The sequence below is a fragment of the Stenotrophomonas sp. NY11291 genome, assembly GCF_023277365.1.
GTDB classification, from domain to species: domain Bacteria; phylum Pseudomonadota; class Gammaproteobacteria; order Xanthomonadales; family Xanthomonadaceae; genus Stenotrophomonas; species Stenotrophomonas geniculata.
In genome coordinates, this window is sequence record NZ_CP096975.1 from 4,257,382 (window position 1) to 4,276,223 (window position 18,842).

The following is an 18,842-nucleotide window of genomic DNA, read 5'->3' on the forward strand; positions in this document are numbered from 1 at the left end:
CCCCGATTATCGCACCGCCGGGGGCCAGCGGCACCCCCTGCCCGTATCATGGCGGGCCACGACTTACCGGAGCCCCGCATGATCACCACGCCCGACTACCAGGCCCTGCTGCAGACCGCCATCGCCGAAGCCCGCCAGGGCCTGGCCGAAGGCGGCGTGCCGATCGGCGCGGCGCTGTACCACAACGACGGCCGCCTGCTCGGCTGCGGCCATAACCGCCGCGTGCAGGAAGGCGACCCGTCGGTGCACGGCGAAACCGATGCGTTCCGCAAGGCCGGCCGCCAGCGCCGCTACCAGGACACGATCATGGTCACCACCCTGGCACCGTGCTGGTACTGCTCGGGCCTGGTGCGCCAGTTCAACATCGGCACCGTGGTGGTGGGCGAATCGCGCACCTTCCAGGGCGGCATCGACTGGTTGCGGGAGAATGGCGTCAACGTGATCGACCTGGACAGCCAGGAATGCGTGGACCTGCTGGGCGGCTTCATTGCGCAGCACCCGGAGATCTGGAACGAAGACATCGGTGAATGATCACCACGCAGTGTCCTGTTGAACCCGTTTAATGAACGCTTCAGTGCCGGCACGCCCTAGTGCCGGCAGCGTTTGCGGCCATTGCCGTGAACCCGTGCACAGTCAGCTGCGCAACGTGCACACGCTGCGATAACACCCCGCACGGCTGCCGCGCCTAGGGTGGGGTTACCGGGACTTCTTTCCCCGGCGGAGCCAGCCATGTGCGCGCACGCCGTACGACCTACGCCTGACCCGATCCTCGACGCCATCCGCAAGCGCCTGCAGCAGCAGTACGCACTGCACCAGCGTGGCGCACTGTTCTGGACTGCCTACCAGGGCCTGCAGCTGGAGCTGGTGCGCGGCCACCCGCTCGACCACGAGCGCCTGTGCAATGCGATGGCCGACATCGCCGAAGATCTCGGTGCCGTCGAGCGTGCGCAGTTGATCGGACATGCCAACGCCAGCTCCACATCGCGCTGACGCGGCATGCACCGCCACATACGCCACACTCCGATGAACCCCCACTCCCTTTCCACTCAACCGAACTGGATTGTCATGCACGCTGAAGTCCCCACCATTCCTCCGGTCATCAACGTTGACGCCGAGCTGGATCACTGGCGCCGCCAACATGCCGAAGGCGCACTGCCGCACAACTCGTTCGGCTCGTACGTGCCGTGGATCAAGTTTGCCTGCGATTCGCTGATCACCCAGCCGCGCGCCAGCGAGGCCGAACGTGACGAGATGTTCCAGACCCAGTACGCCCTGCAGATCATGCCGCGACTGAGCGAAGCACAGGCCCGCGAGTTCGTCGACCGTTGCTGGCAGCACGTCTACCAGAGCAGTCCGGTGCGCAGCCTGCAGGCACCGCGCCTGCAGCGCATGCGCGCCTGACCGCCGCTGCACGGCGCCTGCACGGGCCACTGCCGATCATCCTCGTCACCTGAGTGGGACGACGACGATGAAAGCACGCAACCTGTTCAATACGATCGCCAAGAAGGCCGCGGCCGCCACCGGCTCGCCGTGGACCTTCCTGGCCGCAGTAGCGATCGTGGTGATCTGGGGCATCAGTGGCCCGGTGTTCGGTTTCAACGACACCTGGCAGCTGGTGATCAACACCGGCACCACCATCATCACCTTCCTGATGGTGTTCCTGATCCAGCACACGCAGAACGCGGATACCGCCGCGATGCAGATCAAGCTGGACGAGCTGATCCGGGCGACAGCCGAAGCCAACAACGAACTGTTGGATCTGGAAGAACTGGACGAAGAGCGGCTGGAAGAGATCCGTCGCGAGTACGAGCAGATGGCACGCGAAGCCGGCGACGCGCTGGCGCGGGTGCGCGCCTGCCATGCAGCGCGGCGCGACGATGAAGCGGTGTAGCAGGTTCGGAAATGACAATGCCGGCCAGCGGCCGGCACTACCATCGATCATCAAGGCAGGTGCCAACCTTCGTTGGCACAGGGCCAGCCACCAGCGCTGACGCATCCGTGCCAACCAAGGTTGGCACCTACCGGAAGCGCGGACTACCCGCGCTCGTGCCAGCCGCCACCCAGCACCTTGTACAGGGTGATGCGGTTGGCCTGTTGCGCCAGCTGGGCCTGCAGCTGGGTCTGCTGCGCGTTGTAGGCGGTACGCCGCGCATCAAGCAGGGTGACGAAGCTGTCCAGCCCCGCGTCGTAGCGGGCCTGCGACAGGCGGTTGGCCTGTTCGGCCGCGTCCACCAGGCGCTGCTGTGAACTCACCTGCTCGTCCAGGCTGACATTCAATGCCAGCGCATCGGCGGTTTCGCGGAAGCCGACCTGGATCGACTTCTCGTACTGCGCCAGAGCGATATCACGATCTGCGTTGGCGATGGCCAGGTTGGCGCGCAGCTTGCCGCCCTGGAAGATCGGCAGGGTGATCTTCGGCAGGAAACTCCATACACGGGTGCCACTGTCGAACAGGTTGGACAGTTCGTTCGAACCACTGCCGATGCTGCCGGTCAGCGAGATGCTCGGGAAGAACGCTGCGCGTGCCGCACCGATGTTGGCGTTTGCGGCCAGCAGCTGGTGTTCGGCGGCCATGATGTCCGGGCGCTGCAGCAGCACGTCGCTGGGCAGGCCGGCCGGCGGCGGGGCCAGTGCAAGCAGCTGCGGTTCGATGCTGTCCGGCAGCAGTGCCGGATCCAGCTGGCCACCGGCCAGCAGCGCCAGCGCATTGCGGTCCTGGGCCAGCTGGCCACGCAGGCGTGCAGCGTCCGTACGTGCGGTCTCGACCAGGGTACGGGTCTGGGTCAGCTCCAGCGCCGAACTGCCACCACGTTCGTGGCGGGCCTCGGCCAGGCGCAGCGAATCCTCGTAGGTCTTCAGCGTGGCCTCGGCGATCTTCAGCTGCTGCGCATCGGCACCATAGGTCAGCCACGCAGTCGCGGTCTCGGCCACCAGACTCAGCTGCGCGTTACGGCGGTTGGCGGCCACGGCGAAGTACTGTTGCAGTGCCGCTTCGCTGAGGTTGCGCACTCGGCCGAACAGGTCCAGCTCGAACTCGGCCACGCCGACACCGGCGGTGAACTGCTCGGTGACGCCCGCGTCGGTGCCTCGGCGATCCATCTGGCCGGTGACAGCCACGCCGGGCACGCGGTCGGCACGTTGCACGCGGTACTGGCCGCGCGCGCGTTCAACGTTGAGTACGGCCACGCGCAGGTCGCGGTTGTTCTGCAGCGACTGGTCGATCACCTGCTGCAGGCGCACATCGGTGAAGAAGTCGCGCCAGCCGACGGCGGCGACATCGGCCACCTCGCCCTGCGCGGCCTCGGCCGGCCACTGCGCCGGAATCGCCGGAGCGACAGCGGTGTTCTTCGGCACCAGAGTGGAGCAGCCAGCGAGCGTGAGCACGCCGGCAATGGAAAGGAACAGGGATGCACTTTTCATGGGAATGACTTCCATCGGTACTGCCGGATGGCAGGAGGTAGTGCCGGCCAGCGGCCGGCACTACCGTTTCGCTTACGTCGCAGATTTGCGCTTGAACACGCGCTGCACCACCACGAAGAACAGCGGCACGAAGAACACGCCGAGCACGGTGCCGACGATCATGCCGCCGAGCACGCCGGTGCCGATCGCCTGCTTTGCACCAGAACCGGCACCCGTGGAGACCGCCAGCGGTACCACGCCCATGCCGAAGGCCAGCGAGGTCATCACGATCGGACGCAAGCGGTCGCGCACGGCATGCATGATCGACTCGATCAAGCTGGCGCCCTTCTCCAGGTTCTCCTTGGCGAACTCGACGATCAGGATCGCGTTCTTGCTGGTCAGGCCCACCGTGGTCAGCATCGCCACCTGGAAGTAGATGTCGCGCTCCAGGCCCTTGAAGGTGTTGGCCAGCACCGCGCCGAGGATACCCAGCGGGGCCGCCAGCAGCACCGCGGTCGGCACGCTCCAGCTTTCGTACATCGCGGCCAGGCACAGGAACACGATCATCAGCGACAGCGTGTACAGCAGCGGCGTCTGCGAGCCGGCCTGGCGTTCCTGGTAGGACATCGCCGTCCACTCGATGCCGAAGCCCGCCGGCAGCTGCTTGGCCAACTGTTCGATCTCGGCCATGGCGTCACCGGAGGCCACACCCGGGGCCGGTTCGCCCTGGATTTCCATTGCCGACACGCCGTTGTAGCGCTCCAGGCGCGGCGAGCCGTAGTCCCAGTGCTTGGTGGCGAACGCGCTGAACGGCACCATCTCGCCCTTGTCGTTCTTCACGGACCAGAGGTCGAAGTCTTCCGGGACCATGCGGAACGGCTGGTCAGCCTGCACGAACACGCGCTTGACGCGGCCGCGATCGACGAAGTCATCGATGTACGAGCTGCCCCACGCGGCGGCCAGGGTGCCGTTGATCTGGTCGATCGACAGCCCCAGCGAGGTCGCCTTGGCCGCATCGATGTCGATGCGGAACTGCGGCGTGTCTTCCTGGCCGTTCGGGCGCACGTTGGCCAGTTTCTTGCTGCCGGCGGCGAGGCCGAGCAGCTGGTTGCGCGCGGCCACCAGCGCCTCGTGGCCCTGGCCGCTGTTGTCCTTCAGGAAGAAGGTGTAGCCCGAAGCGGTACCCAGCTCCGGGATGGCCGGCGGCGGGAAGGCGAAGATGAAGGCATCCTTGATCTGGCCCAAGGCCGCCATCGCGCGACCGGTGATCGGCATCACGCCATTGTTGGCGTCACGCTCGCTCCAGTCCTTCAGCTTGACGAATGCCATGCCCGCGTTCTGGCCCATGCCGGCGAAGCTGAAGCCCTGCACCGAGAACACCGAGTCCACCGCATCCTTCTCGTTCTGCAGGAAGTGGTTTTCCAGTGCCGCGATCGATTCCAGCGTACGTTCTTGGGTGGCACCCACCGGCGCCTGCACCAGCGCCATCAGCACGCCCTGGTCTTCGTTGGGCAGGAACGAACTGGGCAGGCGCACGAACAGCACGCCCATCAGCACGAACAGCGCCGCAACGATGCCCATGAAGCGCCACGGACGATGGATGATGCCGCGCACGCCACGCTGGTAGCTTTCGCTGGTGCGGTCGAAACCGCGGTTGAAGCCGTTGAAGAAACGACCGGCCAGGCCGCGATGGGCAACATGGTGCTCGCCCTTCTTCAGCGGCTTGAGCATGGTCGCGCACAACGCCGGGGTCAGCACGATCGCGACCAGCACCGACAATGCCATCGCCGAGACGATCGTGGCCGAGAACTGGCGGTAGATCACGCCGGTGGAACCGCTCATGAAGGCCATCGGCACGAACACTGCCGACAGCACCAGGCCGATGCCGACCAGCGCGCCGGTGATCTGGCCCATCGACTTGCGGGTGGCCTCGAGCGGCGACAGTCCCTCTTCGGACATGATGCGCTCGACGTTTTCCACCACCACGATGGCATCGTCCACCAGCAGGCCGATCGCCAGCACCATCGCGAACATGGTCAGCATGTTCACCGAGAAGCCCAGCATCGCCAGCACGCCGAAGGTACCCAGCAGCACCACCGGCACGGCGATGGTCGGGATCAGGGTGGCGCGGAAGTTCTGCAGGAACAGGTACATCACCACGAACACCAGCACGATCGCTTCGATCAGGGTCTGCACCACGCCCTTGATCGACACACGCACGAACGGGGTCGTGTCGTACGGGATCTCGGCCTTCAGCCCGGCCGGGAAGAAGTTCTTCATGTCCTCCAGCGCGGCATCCACGCCGGCGGCGGTATCCAGCGCGTTGGCGCCGGTGGCCAGGGTGACCGCCAGGCCGCTGGCCGGCTGGCCGTTGTAGCGGGTGACGAAGTCGTACGATTCCGCACCCAGCTCGACGCGGGCGACATCACCCAGGCGCAGCTCGGCACCGTCCTGCGCACCGCGCACGATGATGTTGCGGAACTGTTCCGGGGTCTGCAGGCGCGACTGCGCGTTGATGGTGGCGTTGAGCTGCTGGCCCTTGATCGACGGCGCACCGCCGAGCTGGCCGATGGCGACCTGGGCGTTCTGTGCCTTGATCGCTGCGGTCACTTCGGCAACCGACAGGCCATAGGTATGCAGCTTGTTCGGGTCCAGCCAGATGCGCATGGCGTACTTGCCACCGAACACCTGGATGTTGCCCACGCCCGGCACGCGGCTCAGGCGGTCGACGACATTGGAACCGACGTAGTCGGCGATGTCGTTGGCGTCCATGCTGCCGTCCTCGGACACGAACGCGATGACGTTCAGGAAGCCCGAGCTGGACTTGGCCACGTTGATGCCCTGCCGCTGCACTTCCTGCGGCAGCAGCGGCATGGCCAGCTGCAGCTTGTTCTGCACCTGCACCTGGGCGATGTCCGGGTTGGTGCCGCTCTCGAAGGTCAGGGTGATGGTGGCCTGGCCGTTGGACGAGCTGTTGGAGGAAAAGTAGATCAGGCCATCAAGGCCCTTCATGTTCTGCTCGATGATCTGCGTCACCGAGTCCTCGACCACCTTGGCCGATGCACCCGGGTAGGTGGCGCTGATTTCCACCGCCGGCGGTGCGACGTTGGGGTACATCGAGACCGGCAGCTTGAACAGGGCCAGGCCTCCGGCGAGCATGATGATGATGGCGATCACCCATGCAAAGATGGGTCGATCAATGAAAAAGCGTGCCATGGGGTTCTCCGCTTACTTCGCGTCGCCGGCCGGAGCGGCAGGCTGGGCGGCCGCTGCCGGCTTGGCCGGAGCAGCGCCCTTCTCGGTGGCCTTGACCGGCATGCCGGGGCCGATCTTCTGCAGGCCTTCGACGATGACCTTGTCGCCGGCCTTCAGACCGTCCTCGACCAGCCACTTGTCGCCAACCGTGCGGCTGACCTTGACCGGGCGCACTTCGACCTTGTTGTCCTTGTCGACCACCATCGCGGAGGTGTCACCCTTCGGATCGCGGGCGATGCCGGCCATCGGTACCAGCACCGCATCGCTGCGCACGCCGCCGCCGATCACTGCGCGCACGTACATGCCCGGCATCAGCAGGCCGTCCGGGTTGTCCACCTTCACGCGCAGGCCGAAGCTGCCGGTGGCCGGATCGACGCTGACTTCGGAGAACTCCAGCGTGCCCTTGTGCTCGAAGGTGCTGCCGTCTTCCATCAGGATGCTGACCGGCAGCGTCTGGTTGTCCTGCAGGCGGCCGGCGGCCAGTTCGCGGCGCAGCTGCAGCAGCTCGGCCGAGGACTGGGTCAGGTCGACATAGATCGGATCCAGCTGCTGCACGGTGGCCAGCGCATTGGCCTGGCCGGCGTTGACCAGCGCACCCTGGGTGACGCTGGACTTGCCGATGCGGCCGCTGATCGGCGCGGTGATACGGGCATAGCCGAGGGTGACGTTGGCCGCATCCAGCGATGCCTTGGCGGCGCCGACGTCGGCCTCGGCCTGCTTCTGCGCGGCCACGGCGTTTTCCAGATCCTGCTGGCTGACCGCGTCGACCTTGGCCAGCTCGGTGATGCGCTTGGCGCTCAGGCGGGCGGCATTGGCGGTGGCTTCTGCGCGGGCCAGCTGGGCACGGGCATTGTTGGCCTGGGCGCGGTAGCTGGCGTCGTCGAGCTGGTACAGCGGCTCGCCGGCCTTGACCATGCCACCTTCCGTGAACAGGCGCTTGGCGACGATGCCATTGACCTGCGGGCGCACTTCGGCGACCAGGAAGGCAGTGGTACGGCCCGGCAGTTCGCGGGTCAGGCCCACGGTCTCGGACTTCAGCGTGACCACGGTGACGTCACCGGGGCCCTGTTCGGGGGCCTGGGGTTGGCCGCCGCAGGCAGCCACGGTCGCGGCGATGGCCAGCGACAGCGCGATGGGTCGGATTCGGCTCAGCAACATGACGGAAAGGCTCTCAGGGGAAGGAATCTCAAAACGCGCTGATACAGGCCGAAAGCGCCAGCAGGCAACGCTCACCGGCGGGGAGAAGCAGCCGGCAACGGCCTGCCACGCACACGGCGGGAATGATGGGACGGAAATATACATACATGCGTGTTTGTTTGTAAACAGGTACAATTCAGCCACGTTTCACCCGCACTCGTACCCATCCATGGCCCGCAAGACCAAAGAGGACACCCAGGCAACCCGGGAAGGCATCCTTGACGCCGCCGAAGCCTGTTTCCATGAACACGGCGTGGCCCGTACCACGCTGGAGATGATCGGCGCCCGCGCCGGCTATACCCGTGGCGCGGTCTACTGGCACTTCAAGAACAAGAGCGAGGTGCTGGCCGCCATCGTCGAGCGCGTGCACCTGCCCTACATGCAGGAACTGGAACGCACCTCCACCGAGCAGCGCGACACGCCGGTACACGACCTGCGCGCGGTGATGATCCACTCGTTCATCGAGCTGTCCGAGGATGAGCGCCTGCGCAAGACCATGGAGATCATGCTGCGCAGCGATGCCTCCGCCGACACCAAGGTGCTGACCGAAATGCAGCAGGCCGGATTCCGCGATGCGCTGGACCGGATGGAGCGTGCGCTTCGCCGGGCCCAGGACCTGGGCCAGCTGCGCGAAGGAGCGGACCCGAAGATCGCCGCGCGCATGCTGCACGCCACCGTACTGGGCGTGCTGCACGGCGCGATGGTCGAACCGGAACTGATGGACCTCAAGCGCGACGGCATGCTCGCGCTGGACATGACTCTGGCCGCCTACGTGAAGGATGGCGTGTTCGTGCCCGGAACGGTGCCCGAGCCGTTGCCGGACGCGTGAGCGGCGCTGCTGCCACCACCGCCGTACCCATCTGAGGACAGACCCATGATCCTGGACAATGTGGTGTGGGGCTTCATCGGCTGCGGCAGTGTCACCGAGAAGAAGAGCGGCCCGGCCCTGGCCAGCACACCCGGATCACGGGTTGCAGCGGTCATGCGCCGCAATGCGGCGTTGGCCGAGGATTACGCGAGGCGCCATGCCATTCCCCGTTGGTACGCGGACGCTGATGCGCTCATCGCCGATCCGGAAGTGAACGCGGTGTACGTCGCAACGCCCCCCTCGACGCACATGCAGTACGCGCTGCAGGCGATCGCCGCGGGCAAGCCGGTCTACATCGAAAAGCCGATGGCCATGGATCACGCCGAATGCGAACGCGTACTGGAGGCCAGCGCACGCCGCGGCGTGCCGGTGTTCGTGGCCTATTACCGCCGCGCCCTGCCCCGCTTCGCACAGGTGAAACAGCTGCTGGACAGCGGCGCGATCGGTACGCCGCGCAGCGTGCGCGCCACCCTGCACCGGCCGCATTCGGCGAATGCCGCCTCGCCGGACTTCTGGCGGACCCATCCGGCGATCGCCGGCGGCGGGCTGTTCGTCGATCTGGGCTCGCATACCCTGGACCTGCTCGACCATCTCCTGGGGCCGCTGAGCGATGTGCGTGGCCTGGCCAGTTCGTTGACCGGCGCCTACGCCGCCGAGGACAGCGTCTCGATGTGCTTCCGCACCGGAATGGGCGCGCATGGCATCGCGCAGTGGAGCTTCTGCGCCTTCCGCCGCCAGGATGAGATCGAGATCACCGGCGACCGCGGGCAGCTGCGCTTTGCCACCTTCGAGGACGTTCCGGTGGTTCTGGAGACCGAAGCGGGCGTGCAGGCGTTCGATATCCCGAACCCGCCAGCGGTCCAGCAGCCGTTGATCGCCTCCCTCGTGGACGAACTGCGTGGCAACGGCTGTTCACCGTCGACCGGCATCAGCGCTGCGCGCACCAGTGCGGTGATCGACCAGGTACTGCAGGCCTACCGCGCCCGGCACCCGCACTGACCGCCAACAAAAAGGCCGCCTTTCGGCGGCCCCATAGCTTTGCAGAGCCGGGCATTACAGGATGTAGCGGCTCAGGTCCGGATCCTGCACCAGCTCGCCCAGGTGTGCATCGACATAAGCACTGTCGATGGCCAGGGTTTCGCCGTCGCGGTCCGGTGCCTCGTAGCTGAGCGAATCCAGCAGGCGCTCCAGCACGGTATGCAGGCGGCGGGCACCGATGTTCTCCTGGCGCTCGTTCACCTGGAAGGCGATCTCGGCCAGACGATCAATGGCGTCGGCAGTGAAGCTGACCTTGACGCCCTCGGTGGCCAGCAGCGCTTCGTACTGCTTGGTCAGCGCGGCCTTAGGCTCGGTCAGGATGCGCACGAAATCGTTCTTGCTCAGCGCCCCCAGTTCCACGCGGATCGGGAAACGACCCTGCAGCTCCGGAATCAGGTCGCTGGGCTTGGCCAGGTGGAACGCGCCCGATGCGATGAACAGGATGTGGTCGGTCTTGATCGTGCCGTACTTGGTGGACACGTTGGAGCCTTCAACCAGCGGCAGCAGGTCGCGCTGCACGCCTTCGCGGGAGACATCGCCACCGCCCACGTTATCACCCCGCTTGGCGACCTTGTCGATCTCGTCGATGAAGACGATGCCGTGCTGCTCACAGGCCTCGATCGCCGCCGTGCGGATATCGTCTTCGTTGACCAGCTTGCCGGCCTCTTCTTCCACCAGCAGCGGACGCGCGGCCTTGATGGTCAGCGTGCGCTTGTGCGCCTTGGCGCCGCCGCCGAGGTTGGCGAACATCGACTTCAGCTGCTGGCCCATTTCTTCCATGCCCGGTGGGGTCATGATGTCCATGCTGACATTGGCGGCCAGGTCGAGTTCGATCTCGCGCTCGTCCAGCTCACCGTTGCGAAGCATCTTGCGGAACTTGATGCGGGTCTCGTTGTCCTGCGCCGACGGTTCGTTGCGGGCGACTTCCGGATCGAAGCCGATGCCACCGCTGCGGCGCGGCAGCAGCGCATCGAGGATACGGTCTTCGGCACGTTCTTCGGCCTGGGTACGCACGCGCACCTTGGCCTGTTCGCGGTACAGCTTGACGGCCGTATCGGCCAGGTCACGGATGATCTGCTCGACGTCCTTGCCGACGTAGCCGACTTCGGTGAAGCGGGTGGCTTCAACCTTCACGAACGGTGCGTTGGCCAGCGTGGCCAGGCGGCGCGCGATTTCGGTCTTGCCGACGCCGGTCGGGCCGATCATCAGGATGTTCTTCGGCATCACTTCATTGCGCAGCTCCGGCACCAGCTGCATGCGGCGCCAGCGGTTGCGCAGGGCGATGGCCACGGCGCGCTTGGCGTCGTGCTGACCCACGATATGCCGGTCCAGTTCCTGCACGATCTCGCGCGGGGTCATGGTGGCGGAGGAAACTTCGATCTTCGACATGGATGTGCTCACGGATTCGTTGTCGGTAGCGCCGGGCCATGCCCGGCGGATCGGGAGGCGTTACAGCTCCTCGACCACCACGTTGCGGTTGGTGTAGATGCAGATGTCGCCGGCAATGCCAATGGCTTCGCTGGCGATGGTGCGCGCATCCAGTTCGGTGTGCGCCATCAGCGCGCGCGCGGCCGACAGCGCATAGGAACCGCCGGAACCGATGGCGATGATGCCGTCCTCCGGTTCGATCACATCGCCGGTGCCGCTGATGATCAGCGAGGTTTCCTTGTCGGCCACTGCCAGCAGGGCCTCGAGCTTGCCCAGGCGGCGCTCGGTGCGCCAATCCTTGGCCAGTTCGACCGCAGCGCGCTGCAGCTGGCCGTGCTTTTCCAGCTTGGCCTCGAACAGCTCGAACAGGGTGAAGGCATCGGCGGCGGCACCGGCGAAGCCGGCCAGCACCTGGCCGTCACGACCGAGGCGGCGCACCTTGCGTGCATTGCCCTTCATCACGGTGTGGCCCAGCGTGACCTGGCCGTCGCCGGCGATGGCCACGTGCTCGCCGCGACGGACGCAGACGATGGTGGTGGCGTGGAAAACGTTGGGATTCTGACTGGGGTCCATGCGGCCTCCGATAGCTGTTCCCGGGACATGGGGACAGCGCCGGGTGCGATCAAGCCTGTGCGGATGGCTGCCGTTCAGCGCTTGGCTTGCGAAGGCCGATCCGGATTGGGCTCGATGCCCCAGGCGATATACCAGTCTTCGCCCTGCGTCTCGATCGGATGCTGGGTGCGGCCGGAACCATTGCCGCAGGCCAGTGCATCAGCTGCGCAGTAGCGGTCGCAGCCCCAGCAGATGCGCTCGGGATGCCTGGGATGCAGCGGAATGGGCTTCGCCATGGTGGCGGGTTCTTCGTGGCCTGCGGCCACGATGCGCCGGTAGCGCCCGCCCTGCCCTGATCCAGATAAAGGGCGGGCTATTCAGCCGTGTCGCCCTTGTTGCGGCGCTTGGCGCGCGGATGCGCGGCGTCGTAGACCTTGGCCAGGTGCTGGAAATCGAGGTGGGTGTAGATCTGGGTGGTGGCGATGTCGGCATGGCCAAGCAGCTCCTGCACACCACGCAGGTCGCCGGACGATTCCAGGATGTGGCTGGCGAAACTGTGCCGCAGCATGTGCGGATGCACCTGCTTGAACAGGCCCTGGCGCTGCGCCAGCTGGCGGATGCGGATCTGCACCGCGCGTTGGCTGATCGGCCCGTTGCGGCCGGGGAACACTGGCGAGGCCGGGCCACCGCCACTTTCCGCGCGCCACGCCTGCAGCGCTTCGCGCGCCGGCCGGCCGAACGGCACCCGCCGCTGGCGATTGCCCTTGCCCAGTACGTTGACCAGACCACTGTCGAAATCCAGATCGCGCCAGGTCAGCGCGCAGACTTCGCTCAGGCGCAGGCCGGAGGAATAGAACAGTTCCAGCAGCGCGCGATCACGGCGGCCCAGCTCGCCTTCCGGTTCCAGCTCGACCAGCTGCACGGCTTCGTCGGCGTCAAGCACCTGCGGCAACCGGCGCGGCGCACGCGGCGCCTTCAGCGTCGCCGCCGGACTGACCTCGATGCGCCCGTGCTTGAGCAGCCAGGCATAGAAGCTGCGGCAGGCGGACAAGCGGCGCTGCAGGCTCTTGGCCGACAGGCCGCGGCGATGCTCGTCGGCGACGAACTGGCGCACCGCGTCAGCATCAAGCGCCTCCACCGCTACACCACGTGGCTCGGCCCAGACCGACAGCGCATCCAGGTCGCGGCGGTAGGCATCAAGCGTATGCGCCGACATCCGCCGTTCCACCTGCAGGTGCTGCAGGAAGGCCTGTACCGCGCTCATCGACGTGTCCTGCTCAGCCCGGGAAGCGCTTCAGGCCGGTGACCAGCGCATCGCCCATCATGCGCAGGAACAGCGTGCCCATGCCCGGATAGAAGCGGTTCGGGTCGTGGCTTCCGACCGCAATCAGGCCCACGCCCGGTAGCGGCAGCAGTGCGGTGGTCTGCACTTCCTCGCTGCGCACGCCATACAGCACGGCATTCTTTTCCGGCTGCAGGCGGCCGCAGATCGGCTCGCCATCCTTCAGGCAGTCGCGGAACGGGCCCAGCTGCGGATCATCGGCGGCGATCACCTGCAGCCAGTCGGCCTGCTCCAGCCCGGCCACCGGCCTGTGCACCACCAGCCGTACCAGGTCGCCGGCGAAATCTTCCTGCAGCGAGGCAGCCATAGCACGCAGGGTATCGGCGGCGTTGTCCTGCTTCATCAGCGCCAGGGTCAGCTGATGCGTGCGCACTGCCAGGCGTTCATTGATCTGGGCGGTTGCGCCCAGATCGGCCAACCGTCGTGCCAGCTCGCGGTTCTTCTCGCGCAGCACTTCCAGCTGGTAGCTGGCCAGCGACGCAGTCGGACCGTCATCACGCGGCACCACCAGGGTCAGGGCCAGGTCCGGGAACTGCTTGAGGAAGCCCGGATGACGCCGCAACCAGGCAGCGACTTCGTGGGCCCCGAGCTTGTCGACGGTTTCGGTCATGCGATCCACTCCCCTTCGAAGACGAATGCGGTCGGCCCGGCCATCACCACCGGCTGGCCATCGCCTGGCCACTGGATGCGCAGGTCACCACCGGGCAGGCTGATGCGCGCGTCACGCTGCAGGCGGCCACGCTGCATCAGGGTCACCGCAGCGGCACAGGCACCGCTGCCACAGGCCAGGGTTTCACCGACGCCGCGCTCATTCACACGCAGACGCGCATGCGCCGGGCCCATCACCTGTACGAAGCCCACGTTCACCGAGCGCGGGAAAGACGCATGCTGCTGCAGCAGCGAACCGACGCGCTCGACCGGTGCGGCATCGATCAGGCCCACTTCAATCACCGCATGCGGATTGCCCATCGATACCGCAGCAAAGCGGACGCTCTCGCCCTGCAGCGGCAGCAGGTATTCCTCGCGCGCGTGGGCGAAGCCCATCAGCGGCACGTTGGCCGGCTCGAACGCGGGCACCCCCATGGTCACCGCGAACTGGCCCTCGCCCAGCATCTTCACTTCGTGGCTGGCCAACGGGCTGTCGATGACGAATGCACCGCCCTGCGCACTGCCCTCGCGCACCAGCCAGGCCGCGATGCAGCGCGCGCCGTTGCCGCACTGCTCGGAGTTGGAACCGTCGGCATTCCAGATGCGGTAGGACGCCACCGAGCCTTCCGCGCGCGGTGCTTCGATGGTCAGGATCTGATCGCAGCCGACGCCGGTGTGGCGGTCGGCCAGGCGCGCGGCCAGTTCAGGCGTGGGCGGCGCAGTGCCGTCACGCAGGTCGATCACTACGAAATCATTGCCCGCGCCATGCATCTTGCTGAAGCGCAGCGCCTTGGAACCGGCCTTACTCATTCCCGCCGCCCACCTTCTTCGCAGGCGCAGGCGCCGGTTGGGTGGTCGGTGCAGCCGGGTCCACGGTCGTGGCCGGCGTGCCGCTGCCCTCGGTCTCGGTCGGGGTCGCTTCGGTCGCGGGCTCGGCAACCGGTTCGACGGTTTCTTCCACCGGCACCGGCTTCTGCGGCAGTACCAGCGGGCCCTTGTTGCCGCAGGCGGCGAGGAACAGCAGCGAAGCCGCTGCCAGCGGAATCAGGATGGCGTTTCGATGGGGGGTCTTCATGCCCCGAGTATAGCCACTGGCGGCTGAGCGGTTGGTGCAGGGGATCGGGTTGCCGGCCAGCGGCCGGCACCACCGCAGGGGTTCAATCCGCGGGCGGCGGCAGCGGCCGGGTCCACAGCCAGATCGCCACCACGGTCATGCTGCCGATCGAGAACCACTTCACCCAGGCGATCGGCACGCACCACAGCATGATGCCGGCGCATACCGCCATGGTGATCGTGGCCATCCACTTGCCGTAGCGGCTGACTGCACCATGCGCCTGCCAGTTGGCGATGGCCGGGCCAAAGCGTGGATGCTGCAGCAGCCAGCTGTGCAGGCGCTCGGAGCCGCGCGAGGCGGCCCACGCCGAGATCAGGATGAATACGGTGGTCGGCAGGCCCGGCACGAAGATCCCGACGATGCCGGTACCGAGGCTGACGTACGCCAGCAGCCACCACGCCCAGCGGAAACGCACCACGCGCGGTGGCGCGGTGGCGTTGCGAGTGGCGGAAGGATCTGGCGCGCTCATGGCCGCAAGGATACCGGTTCAGGGTGCCAGGCAGTGCCCGGCACCCTGTCGCCATCACGGCTGGGCGATGCCCAGCTGCTGCAGCACGAACGCATACGACTCGGACAGCTCGCGGTAACGCTGGAAGCGCCCCGACTTGCCGCCGTGGCCGGCTTCCATGTTGGTGCGGAACAGGATCGGGTAGGGGCCGGTGTTGTCGTCACGCAGCTTGGCCACCCACTTGGCCGGTTCCCAGTACTGCACCTGCGAATCCCACAGGCCGGTGCCCACGAACAGCGCCGGATAGGCCTGCTGCTTCACGTTGTCATAGGGCGAGTAGGACAGCATGTAGTCGTAGTACGGCTTCTGTTCCGGGTTGCCCCACTCGTCGTACTCGTTGGTGGTCAGCGGAATGGTCGGGTCGAGCATGGTGGTGACCACATCGACGAACGGCACCTGCGCCACCATCACCCGGTAATCCTGCGGGGCCTGGTTGGCCACCGCGCCCATCAGCAGGCCACCGGCACTGCCGCCGGATGCGGCGACGCGATCCTTCGCCGCCCAGCCCTGTGCCACCAGCCCTCGGGTGACGTCGATGAAGTCGTTGAAGGTGTTCTGCTTGTGCAGCAGCTTGCCGTTCTCGTACCAGTCGCGGCCCATTTCCTGGCCACCGCGGATGTGGGCGATGGCATACACCACGCCGCGGTCGAGCAGGCTCACCGCGGTCTGGTTGAAGTACGGGTCCATCGACATGCCGTAGCTGCCATAGGCGTACTGGAACAGCGCGCCCTTGCCATCCTTCTGGTAGCCCTTGCGGTAGACCAGCGACACCGGCACCTTTACGCCATCGCGCGCGGTGATCCAGACGCGATCGGTTTCGTACTTCGAGGCGTCATAGCCGATCACCGGCTGCACCTTCAGCTGGCGGCGCTCGCCGGTGGCGGTGTTCAGTTCGAACACCGTGGTCGGGGTGGTCATCGAGGTGTAGATGTAACGCAGCCACGGCGTATCGGCCTCGGTGTTGTCGCCCAGGCCCATCGAGTACGCCGGCTCGTCGGCCTTCACGTAGTCGCTGCGACCGTCCTCGAACAGCAGGCGGATGCGTTCCAGGCCCTGCGAACGCTCGGCGATGGCGGTGTAGCCATCGAACAGTTCGAAGCCTTCGATGAACACCGCATCGTCATGCGCGATCCAGTCCTTCCACTGCGCGCGCGAGGTCGCATCGGTCGGTGCGGTGACCAGCTTGAAGTTCTTCGCACCATCGTTGGTACGGATCACCCAGCGGCCGTCGTAGTGATCGGCGTCGTACTCGACATCGCGCTGGCGCGGGGCCAGTACGGTGAAGGTGGTCGGGTCGCTGGCGGGTGCATAGCGCTCTTCCGAGGACACGGTGCTGTGCACGCCGATGGTGATGAAGCGATCGTCGCGGGTGCGGCCGATGCCCATGTAGAAGCTGTCGTCCTTCTCTTCGTAGACGACGGTGTCGGCGCTGGCCGGGGTACCCAGCACGTGCTTCTTCACGCGCACGGTCAGCAGTGTTTCCGGATCGTTCTCGACATACAGCACGGTGCGGTTGTCGTCGGCCCAGACCAGGTCGCCGGAGCTGCCGGTGATCACATCGGGCAACACCTTGCCGGTGGCCAAGTCCTTGAAGCGGATCGTGTACTGGCGGCGGCCCACATCATCATCGGCCCAGGCCAGCAGCTGGTTGTCCTGGCTGACCTCCATCGAGCCGACGCTGAAGTAGCCCTTGCCAGCGGCCATCGTGTTGACGTCCAGCAGGATCTCTTCGGCCGCGTCCATGCTGCCCTTGCGGCGCGCGTGGATGGGGTAGTCCTGGCCGGTCTCGAAACGGCTGTAGTACCAGTAGCCGCGCTCGCGCGCCGGCACGCTGGAATCGTCCTGCTTGATGCGGCCGACGATCTCCTTGTACAGGGTGTCTTCCAGCGGCTTCAACGGTGCCAGCAGCTGGTCAGCGTAGGCATTCTCGGCCTGCAGGTAGGCCAGCATGTCCTTGTTCTCGCGCTTGTCGTCGCGCAGCCAGTAATAGTCATCGTTGCGGATCGCGCCGAACGGCGCCTTGACCACATGCGGGTGCTTGGCGGCATCCGGCGGAACGGGCGGCGTGGCGGCGGTAGCGGTCGTGGTCATCAGGCTCGCAAGCAACAGGCAGAGAGTGGATTTCATGAGATAAGGCTCCAGGCGCATCAATGCAATGGTCTTCGGCGGGGTCAGATCCCTTTTCCCGAAAAGGGATCTGACCCCAATCCCTGCAATGCGGCAACCCTGCGGATCGTCATGGGTCATGCCGACCGGCGTACCATGGGCAGATGAGTACCCTGCCCCACACGCCGGGCTACAGCCGGCGCAGCCATGAAATCGCTCCGTTCCACGTGATGTCGCTGCTGGCCCGCGCACAGGCGCTGGAACAGGCCGGCCACGATGTGATCCACCTGGAAATCGGCGAACCGGACTTCACCACGGCCGAACCGGTCGTGCGTGCCGGCCAGGCCGCATTGGCCGCCGGCCATACCCGCTACACCGCCGCACGTGGCCTGCCGGCCCTGCGCCAGGCCATCAGTGGTTTCTATCGCAGCCACTACGGGCTGGACATCGATCCCGAACGCATCCTGGTCACCCCCGGCGGCTCCGGTGCGCTGCTGCTGGCCAGCAGCCTGCTGGTCGATCCTGGTCGCCACTGGCTGCTGGCCGACCCAGGTTATCCGTGCAACCGCCACTTCCTGCGCCTGGTGGAAGGCGGTGCGCAGCTGGTGCCGGTCGGGCCGGAAACCGCCTACCAGCTGACTCCATCGCTGGTGGAACAACACTGGAACGCCGACAGCGTCGGCGCGCTGGTCGCCTCGCCGGCCAACCCGACCGGCACCGTGCTTTCCGCCGACGAACTTTCAGCCCTGTCGCAGACCCTGCACGCGCGGGGCGGCCACCTGGTGGTGGACGAGATCTATCACGGCCTGACCTACGGCCTGGATGCGCCCAGCGTGCTGCAGGTGGATGACAGCGCGTTCGTGCTGAACAGTTTTTCCAAGTACTTCGGCATGACCGGCTGGCGGCTGGGCTGGCTGGTGGCACCGCCGGCGGCCGTGCCCGATCTGGAGAAGCTGGCACAGAACCTGTACATCAGCGCGTCGAGCATCGCTCAGCATGCCGCCCTCACCTGTTTCAGCGAGGAATCGATGGCGATCTTCGAGCAACGCCGCGAGGCGTTCCGCCAGCGCCGCGATTTCCTGCTGCCTGCACTGCGCGAACTGGGCTTCCGCATCGAAGTCGAGCCGCAGGGTGCGTTCTACCTGTACGCCGATGTGAGCGCATTCACCGACGACGCGCAGGCGTTCTGCGCGCACTTCCTGGAAACCGAGCACGTGGCATTCACCCCCGGGCTGGATTTCGGCTTCCATCGCGCCAACCAGCATGTGCGGTTGGCCTATACCCAGGAAGTGCCGCGGTTGCAGGAAGCGGTGGACCGTATCGCGCGTGGATTGAAACATTTCCGGTAGCGCCGGGCCATGCCCGGCGAGCGCGCAGCGCGGCAAAG

General features: G+C 66.3%; 19 protein-coding genes. 7 read left to right on the forward strand and 12 right to left on the reverse strand.

Translation table 11 applies throughout. The features are described from left to right. Positions 1-78 precede the first annotated feature (78 nt). From M1L61_RS19790 to M1L61_RS19805, 4 genes are all read left to right on the forward strand, one after another. Positions 79-531 (forward strand): nucleoside deaminase, encoded by a 453-nt coding sequence (locus tag M1L61_RS19790; protein ID WP_005411083.1) that lies wholly within the window; start codon positions 79-81, stop codon positions 529-531. Between the two features lie 198 nt (positions 532-729). Next, a complete protein-coding gene (locus M1L61_RS19795; RefSeq protein ID WP_010481405.1) occupies positions 730-990 on the forward strand; it encodes a hypothetical protein in 261 nt (86 codons plus the stop codon). A 75-nt stretch (positions 991-1,065) separates the two neighbouring features. Further along, positions 1,066-1,401 (forward strand): hypothetical protein, encoded by a 336-nt coding sequence (locus M1L61_RS19800; protein ID WP_005411085.1) that lies wholly within the window; start codon positions 1,066-1,068, stop codon positions 1,399-1,401. Between the two features lie 67 nt (positions 1,402-1,468). After that, the gene (locus M1L61_RS19805) at positions 1,469-1,891 is read left to right on the forward strand and encodes a low affinity iron permease family protein (protein ID WP_032129005.1); all 423 of its coding nucleotides are present in this window, start codon (positions 1,469-1,471) and stop codon (positions 1,889-1,891) included. A 143-nt stretch (positions 1,892-2,034) separates the two neighbouring features. On the opposite strand, the gene smeF is transcribed toward M1L61_RS19805, so the two are convergent. The 3 genes from smeF to smeD are packed head-to-tail and all read right to left on the reverse strand — an operon-like array spanning position 2,035 to position 7,812. Continuing rightward, on the reverse strand, positions 2,035-3,435 hold the full coding sequence (smeF, locus tag M1L61_RS19810; protein WP_248853985.1) for a multidrug efflux RND transporter outer membrane subunit SmeF: 1,401 nt from the start codon (positions 3,433-3,435) through the stop codon (positions 2,035-2,037). A gap of 57 nt (positions 3,436-3,492) precedes the next feature. Next, the gene (gene smeE / locus M1L61_RS19815; RefSeq protein ID WP_248853986.1) at positions 3,493-6,615 is read right to left on the reverse strand and encodes a multidrug efflux RND transporter permease subunit SmeE; all 3,123 of its coding nucleotides are present in this window, start codon (positions 6,613-6,615) and stop codon (positions 3,493-3,495) included. Positions 6,616-6,627: 12 nt separating this feature from the next. Next, positions 6,628-7,812 (reverse strand): multidrug efflux RND transporter periplasmic adaptor subunit SmeD, encoded by a 1,185-nt coding sequence (gene smeD, locus M1L61_RS19820; RefSeq protein ID WP_010481396.1) that lies wholly within the window; start codon positions 7,810-7,812, stop codon positions 6,628-6,630. 208 nt (positions 7,813-8,020) lie between these two features. Here smeD and smeT point away from each other — a divergent pair, with 208 nt between their 5' ends. Together smeT and M1L61_RS19830 are read left to right on the forward strand one after the other, a co-directional pair. Further along, positions 8,021-8,680, forward strand: a complete 660-nt coding sequence (gene smeT, locus M1L61_RS19825; protein WP_248853987.1) for an efflux transporter SmeDEF transcriptional repressor SmeT — start codon at positions 8,021-8,023, stop codon at positions 8,678-8,680. A 45-nt stretch (positions 8,681-8,725) separates the two neighbouring features. Then, positions 8,726-9,718 carry a Gfo/Idh/MocA family oxidoreductase gene (locus tag M1L61_RS19830; protein ID WP_043401018.1) on the forward strand — a complete coding sequence of 331 codons (993 nt, stop codon included), beginning with the start codon at positions 8,726-8,728 and terminating at the stop codon, positions 9,716-9,718. Positions 9,719-9,772: 54 nt separating this feature from the next. Here the strand turns inward: M1L61_RS19830 and hslU are convergent, their stop codons facing one another. The 9 genes from hslU to M1L61_RS19875 form a co-directional block, all read right to left on the reverse strand. Next, on the reverse strand, positions 9,773-11,146 hold the full coding sequence (gene hslU, locus M1L61_RS19835) for an ATP-dependent protease ATPase subunit HslU (protein WP_019337671.1): 1,374 nt from the start codon (positions 11,144-11,146) through the stop codon (positions 9,773-9,775). A gap of 60 nt (positions 11,147-11,206) precedes the next feature. After that, a complete protein-coding gene (gene hslV, locus M1L61_RS19840) occupies positions 11,207-11,758 on the reverse strand; it encodes an ATP-dependent protease subunit HslV (RefSeq protein WP_005411093.1) in 552 nt (183 codons plus the stop codon). 74 nt (positions 11,759-11,832) lie between these two features. Continuing rightward, the gene (locus M1L61_RS19845) at positions 11,833-12,033 is read right to left on the reverse strand and encodes a DUF3079 domain-containing protein (protein ID WP_010481389.1); all 201 of its coding nucleotides are present in this window, start codon (positions 12,031-12,033) and stop codon (positions 11,833-11,835) included. Between the two features lie 77 nt (positions 12,034-12,110). Beyond that, positions 12,111-13,001, reverse strand: a complete 891-nt coding sequence (gene xerC, locus M1L61_RS19850) for a tyrosine recombinase XerC (protein WP_248853988.1) — start codon at positions 12,999-13,001, stop codon at positions 12,111-12,113. A 13-nt stretch (positions 13,002-13,014) separates the two neighbouring features. Continuing rightward, positions 13,015-13,689 (reverse strand): DUF484 family protein, encoded by a 675-nt coding sequence (locus M1L61_RS19855; protein ID WP_010481384.1) that lies wholly within the window; start codon positions 13,687-13,689, stop codon positions 13,015-13,017. Next, positions 13,686-14,537, reverse strand: coding sequence for a diaminopimelate epimerase (dapF, locus tag M1L61_RS19860; RefSeq protein WP_043401027.1), 852 nt, complete (start codon positions 14,535-14,537; stop codon positions 13,686-13,688). The genes M1L61_RS19855 and dapF overlap by 4 nt, the downstream gene beginning before the upstream one ends. Next, entirely contained in the window at positions 14,530-14,802 is a 273-nt protein-coding gene (locus M1L61_RS19865) for a lipoprotein (RefSeq protein ID WP_241886042.1), read from the reverse strand. Before M1L61_RS19865 ends, dapF begins: the two co-directional genes overlap by 8 nt. 82 nt (positions 14,803-14,884) lie before the next feature. After that, positions 14,885-15,310 (reverse strand): YbaN family protein, encoded by a 426-nt coding sequence (locus M1L61_RS19870; protein ID WP_241886043.1) that lies wholly within the window; start codon positions 15,308-15,310, stop codon positions 14,885-14,887. A gap of 54 nt (positions 15,311-15,364) precedes the next feature. Next, entirely contained in the window at positions 15,365-17,476 is a 2,112-nt protein-coding gene (locus M1L61_RS19875; protein WP_248853989.1) for a S9 family peptidase, read from the reverse strand. 143 nt (positions 17,477-17,619) lie between these two features. Between M1L61_RS19875 and M1L61_RS19880 the strand changes: the two genes are divergently transcribed. Further along, entirely contained in the window at positions 17,620-18,804 is a 1,185-nt protein-coding gene (locus tag M1L61_RS19880; protein ID WP_248853990.1) for a pyridoxal phosphate-dependent aminotransferase, read from the forward strand. The last annotated feature ends 38 nt before the right edge of the window (positions 18,805-18,842 follow it).

Excerpts from the sequence above, each read along its gene's own strand:
- M1L61_RS19865 (WP_241886042.1), bottom strand. The coding sequence starts at position 14,802 with ATGAAGACCCCCCATCGAAACGCCATCCTGATTCCGCTGGCAGCGGCT.
- M1L61_RS19790 (WP_005411083.1), top strand. The coding sequence starts at position 79 with ATGATCACCACGCCCGACTACCAGGCCCTGCTGCAGACCGCCATCGCC.
- M1L61_RS19875 (WP_248853989.1), bottom strand. The coding sequence starts at position 17,476 with ATGAAATCCACTCTCTGCCTGTTGCTTGCGAGCCTGATGACCACGACC.
- M1L61_RS19880 (WP_248853990.1), top strand. The coding sequence starts at position 17,620 with ATGAGTACCCTGCCCCACACGCCGGGCTACAGCCGGCGCAGCCATGAA.
- M1L61_RS19800 (WP_005411085.1), top strand. The coding sequence starts at position 1,066 with ATGCACGCTGAAGTCCCCACCATTCCTCCGGTCATCAACGTTGACGCC.
- hslU (WP_019337671.1), bottom strand. The coding sequence starts at position 11,146 with ATGTCGAAGATCGAAGTTTCCTCCGCCACCATGACCCCGCGCGAGATC.
- dapF (WP_043401027.1), bottom strand. The coding sequence starts at position 14,537 with ATGAGTAAGGCCGGTTCCAAGGCGCTGCGCTTCAGCAAGATGCATGGC.
- smeD (WP_010481396.1), bottom strand. The coding sequence starts at position 7,812 with ATGTTGCTGAGCCGAATCCGACCCATCGCGCTGTCGCTGGCCATCGCC.
- hslV (WP_005411093.1), bottom strand. The coding sequence starts at position 11,758 with ATGGACCCCAGTCAGAATCCCAACGTTTTCCACGCCACCACCATCGTC.
- M1L61_RS19805 (WP_032129005.1), top strand. The coding sequence starts at position 1,469 with ATGAAAGCACGCAACCTGTTCAATACGATCGCCAAGAAGGCCGCGGCC.
- M1L61_RS19845 (WP_010481389.1), bottom strand. The coding sequence starts at position 12,033 with ATGGCGAAGCCCATTCCGCTGCATCCCAGGCATCCCGAGCGCATCTGC.
- M1L61_RS19830 (WP_043401018.1), top strand. The coding sequence starts at position 8,726 with ATGATCCTGGACAATGTGGTGTGGGGCTTCATCGGCTGCGGCAGTGTC.
- M1L61_RS19870 (WP_241886043.1), bottom strand. The coding sequence starts at position 15,310 with ATGAGCGCGCCAGATCCTTCCGCCACTCGCAACGCCACCGCGCCACCG.
- M1L61_RS19795 (WP_010481405.1), top strand. The coding sequence starts at position 730 with ATGTGCGCGCACGCCGTACGACCTACGCCTGACCCGATCCTCGACGCC.
- smeE (WP_248853986.1), bottom strand. The coding sequence starts at position 6,615 with ATGGCACGCTTTTTCATTGATCGACCCATCTTTGCATGGGTGATCGCC.
- smeT (WP_248853987.1), top strand. The coding sequence starts at position 8,021 with ATGGCCCGCAAGACCAAAGAGGACACCCAGGCAACCCGGGAAGGCATC.
- smeF (WP_248853985.1), bottom strand. The coding sequence starts at position 3,435 with ATGGAAGTCATTCCCATGAAAAGTGCATCCCTGTTCCTTTCCATTGCC.
- M1L61_RS19855 (WP_010481384.1), bottom strand. The coding sequence starts at position 13,689 with ATGACCGAAACCGTCGACAAGCTCGGGGCCCACGAAGTCGCTGCCTGG.
- xerC (WP_248853988.1), bottom strand. The coding sequence starts at position 13,001 with ATGAGCGCGGTACAGGCCTTCCTGCAGCACCTGCAGGTGGAACGGCGG.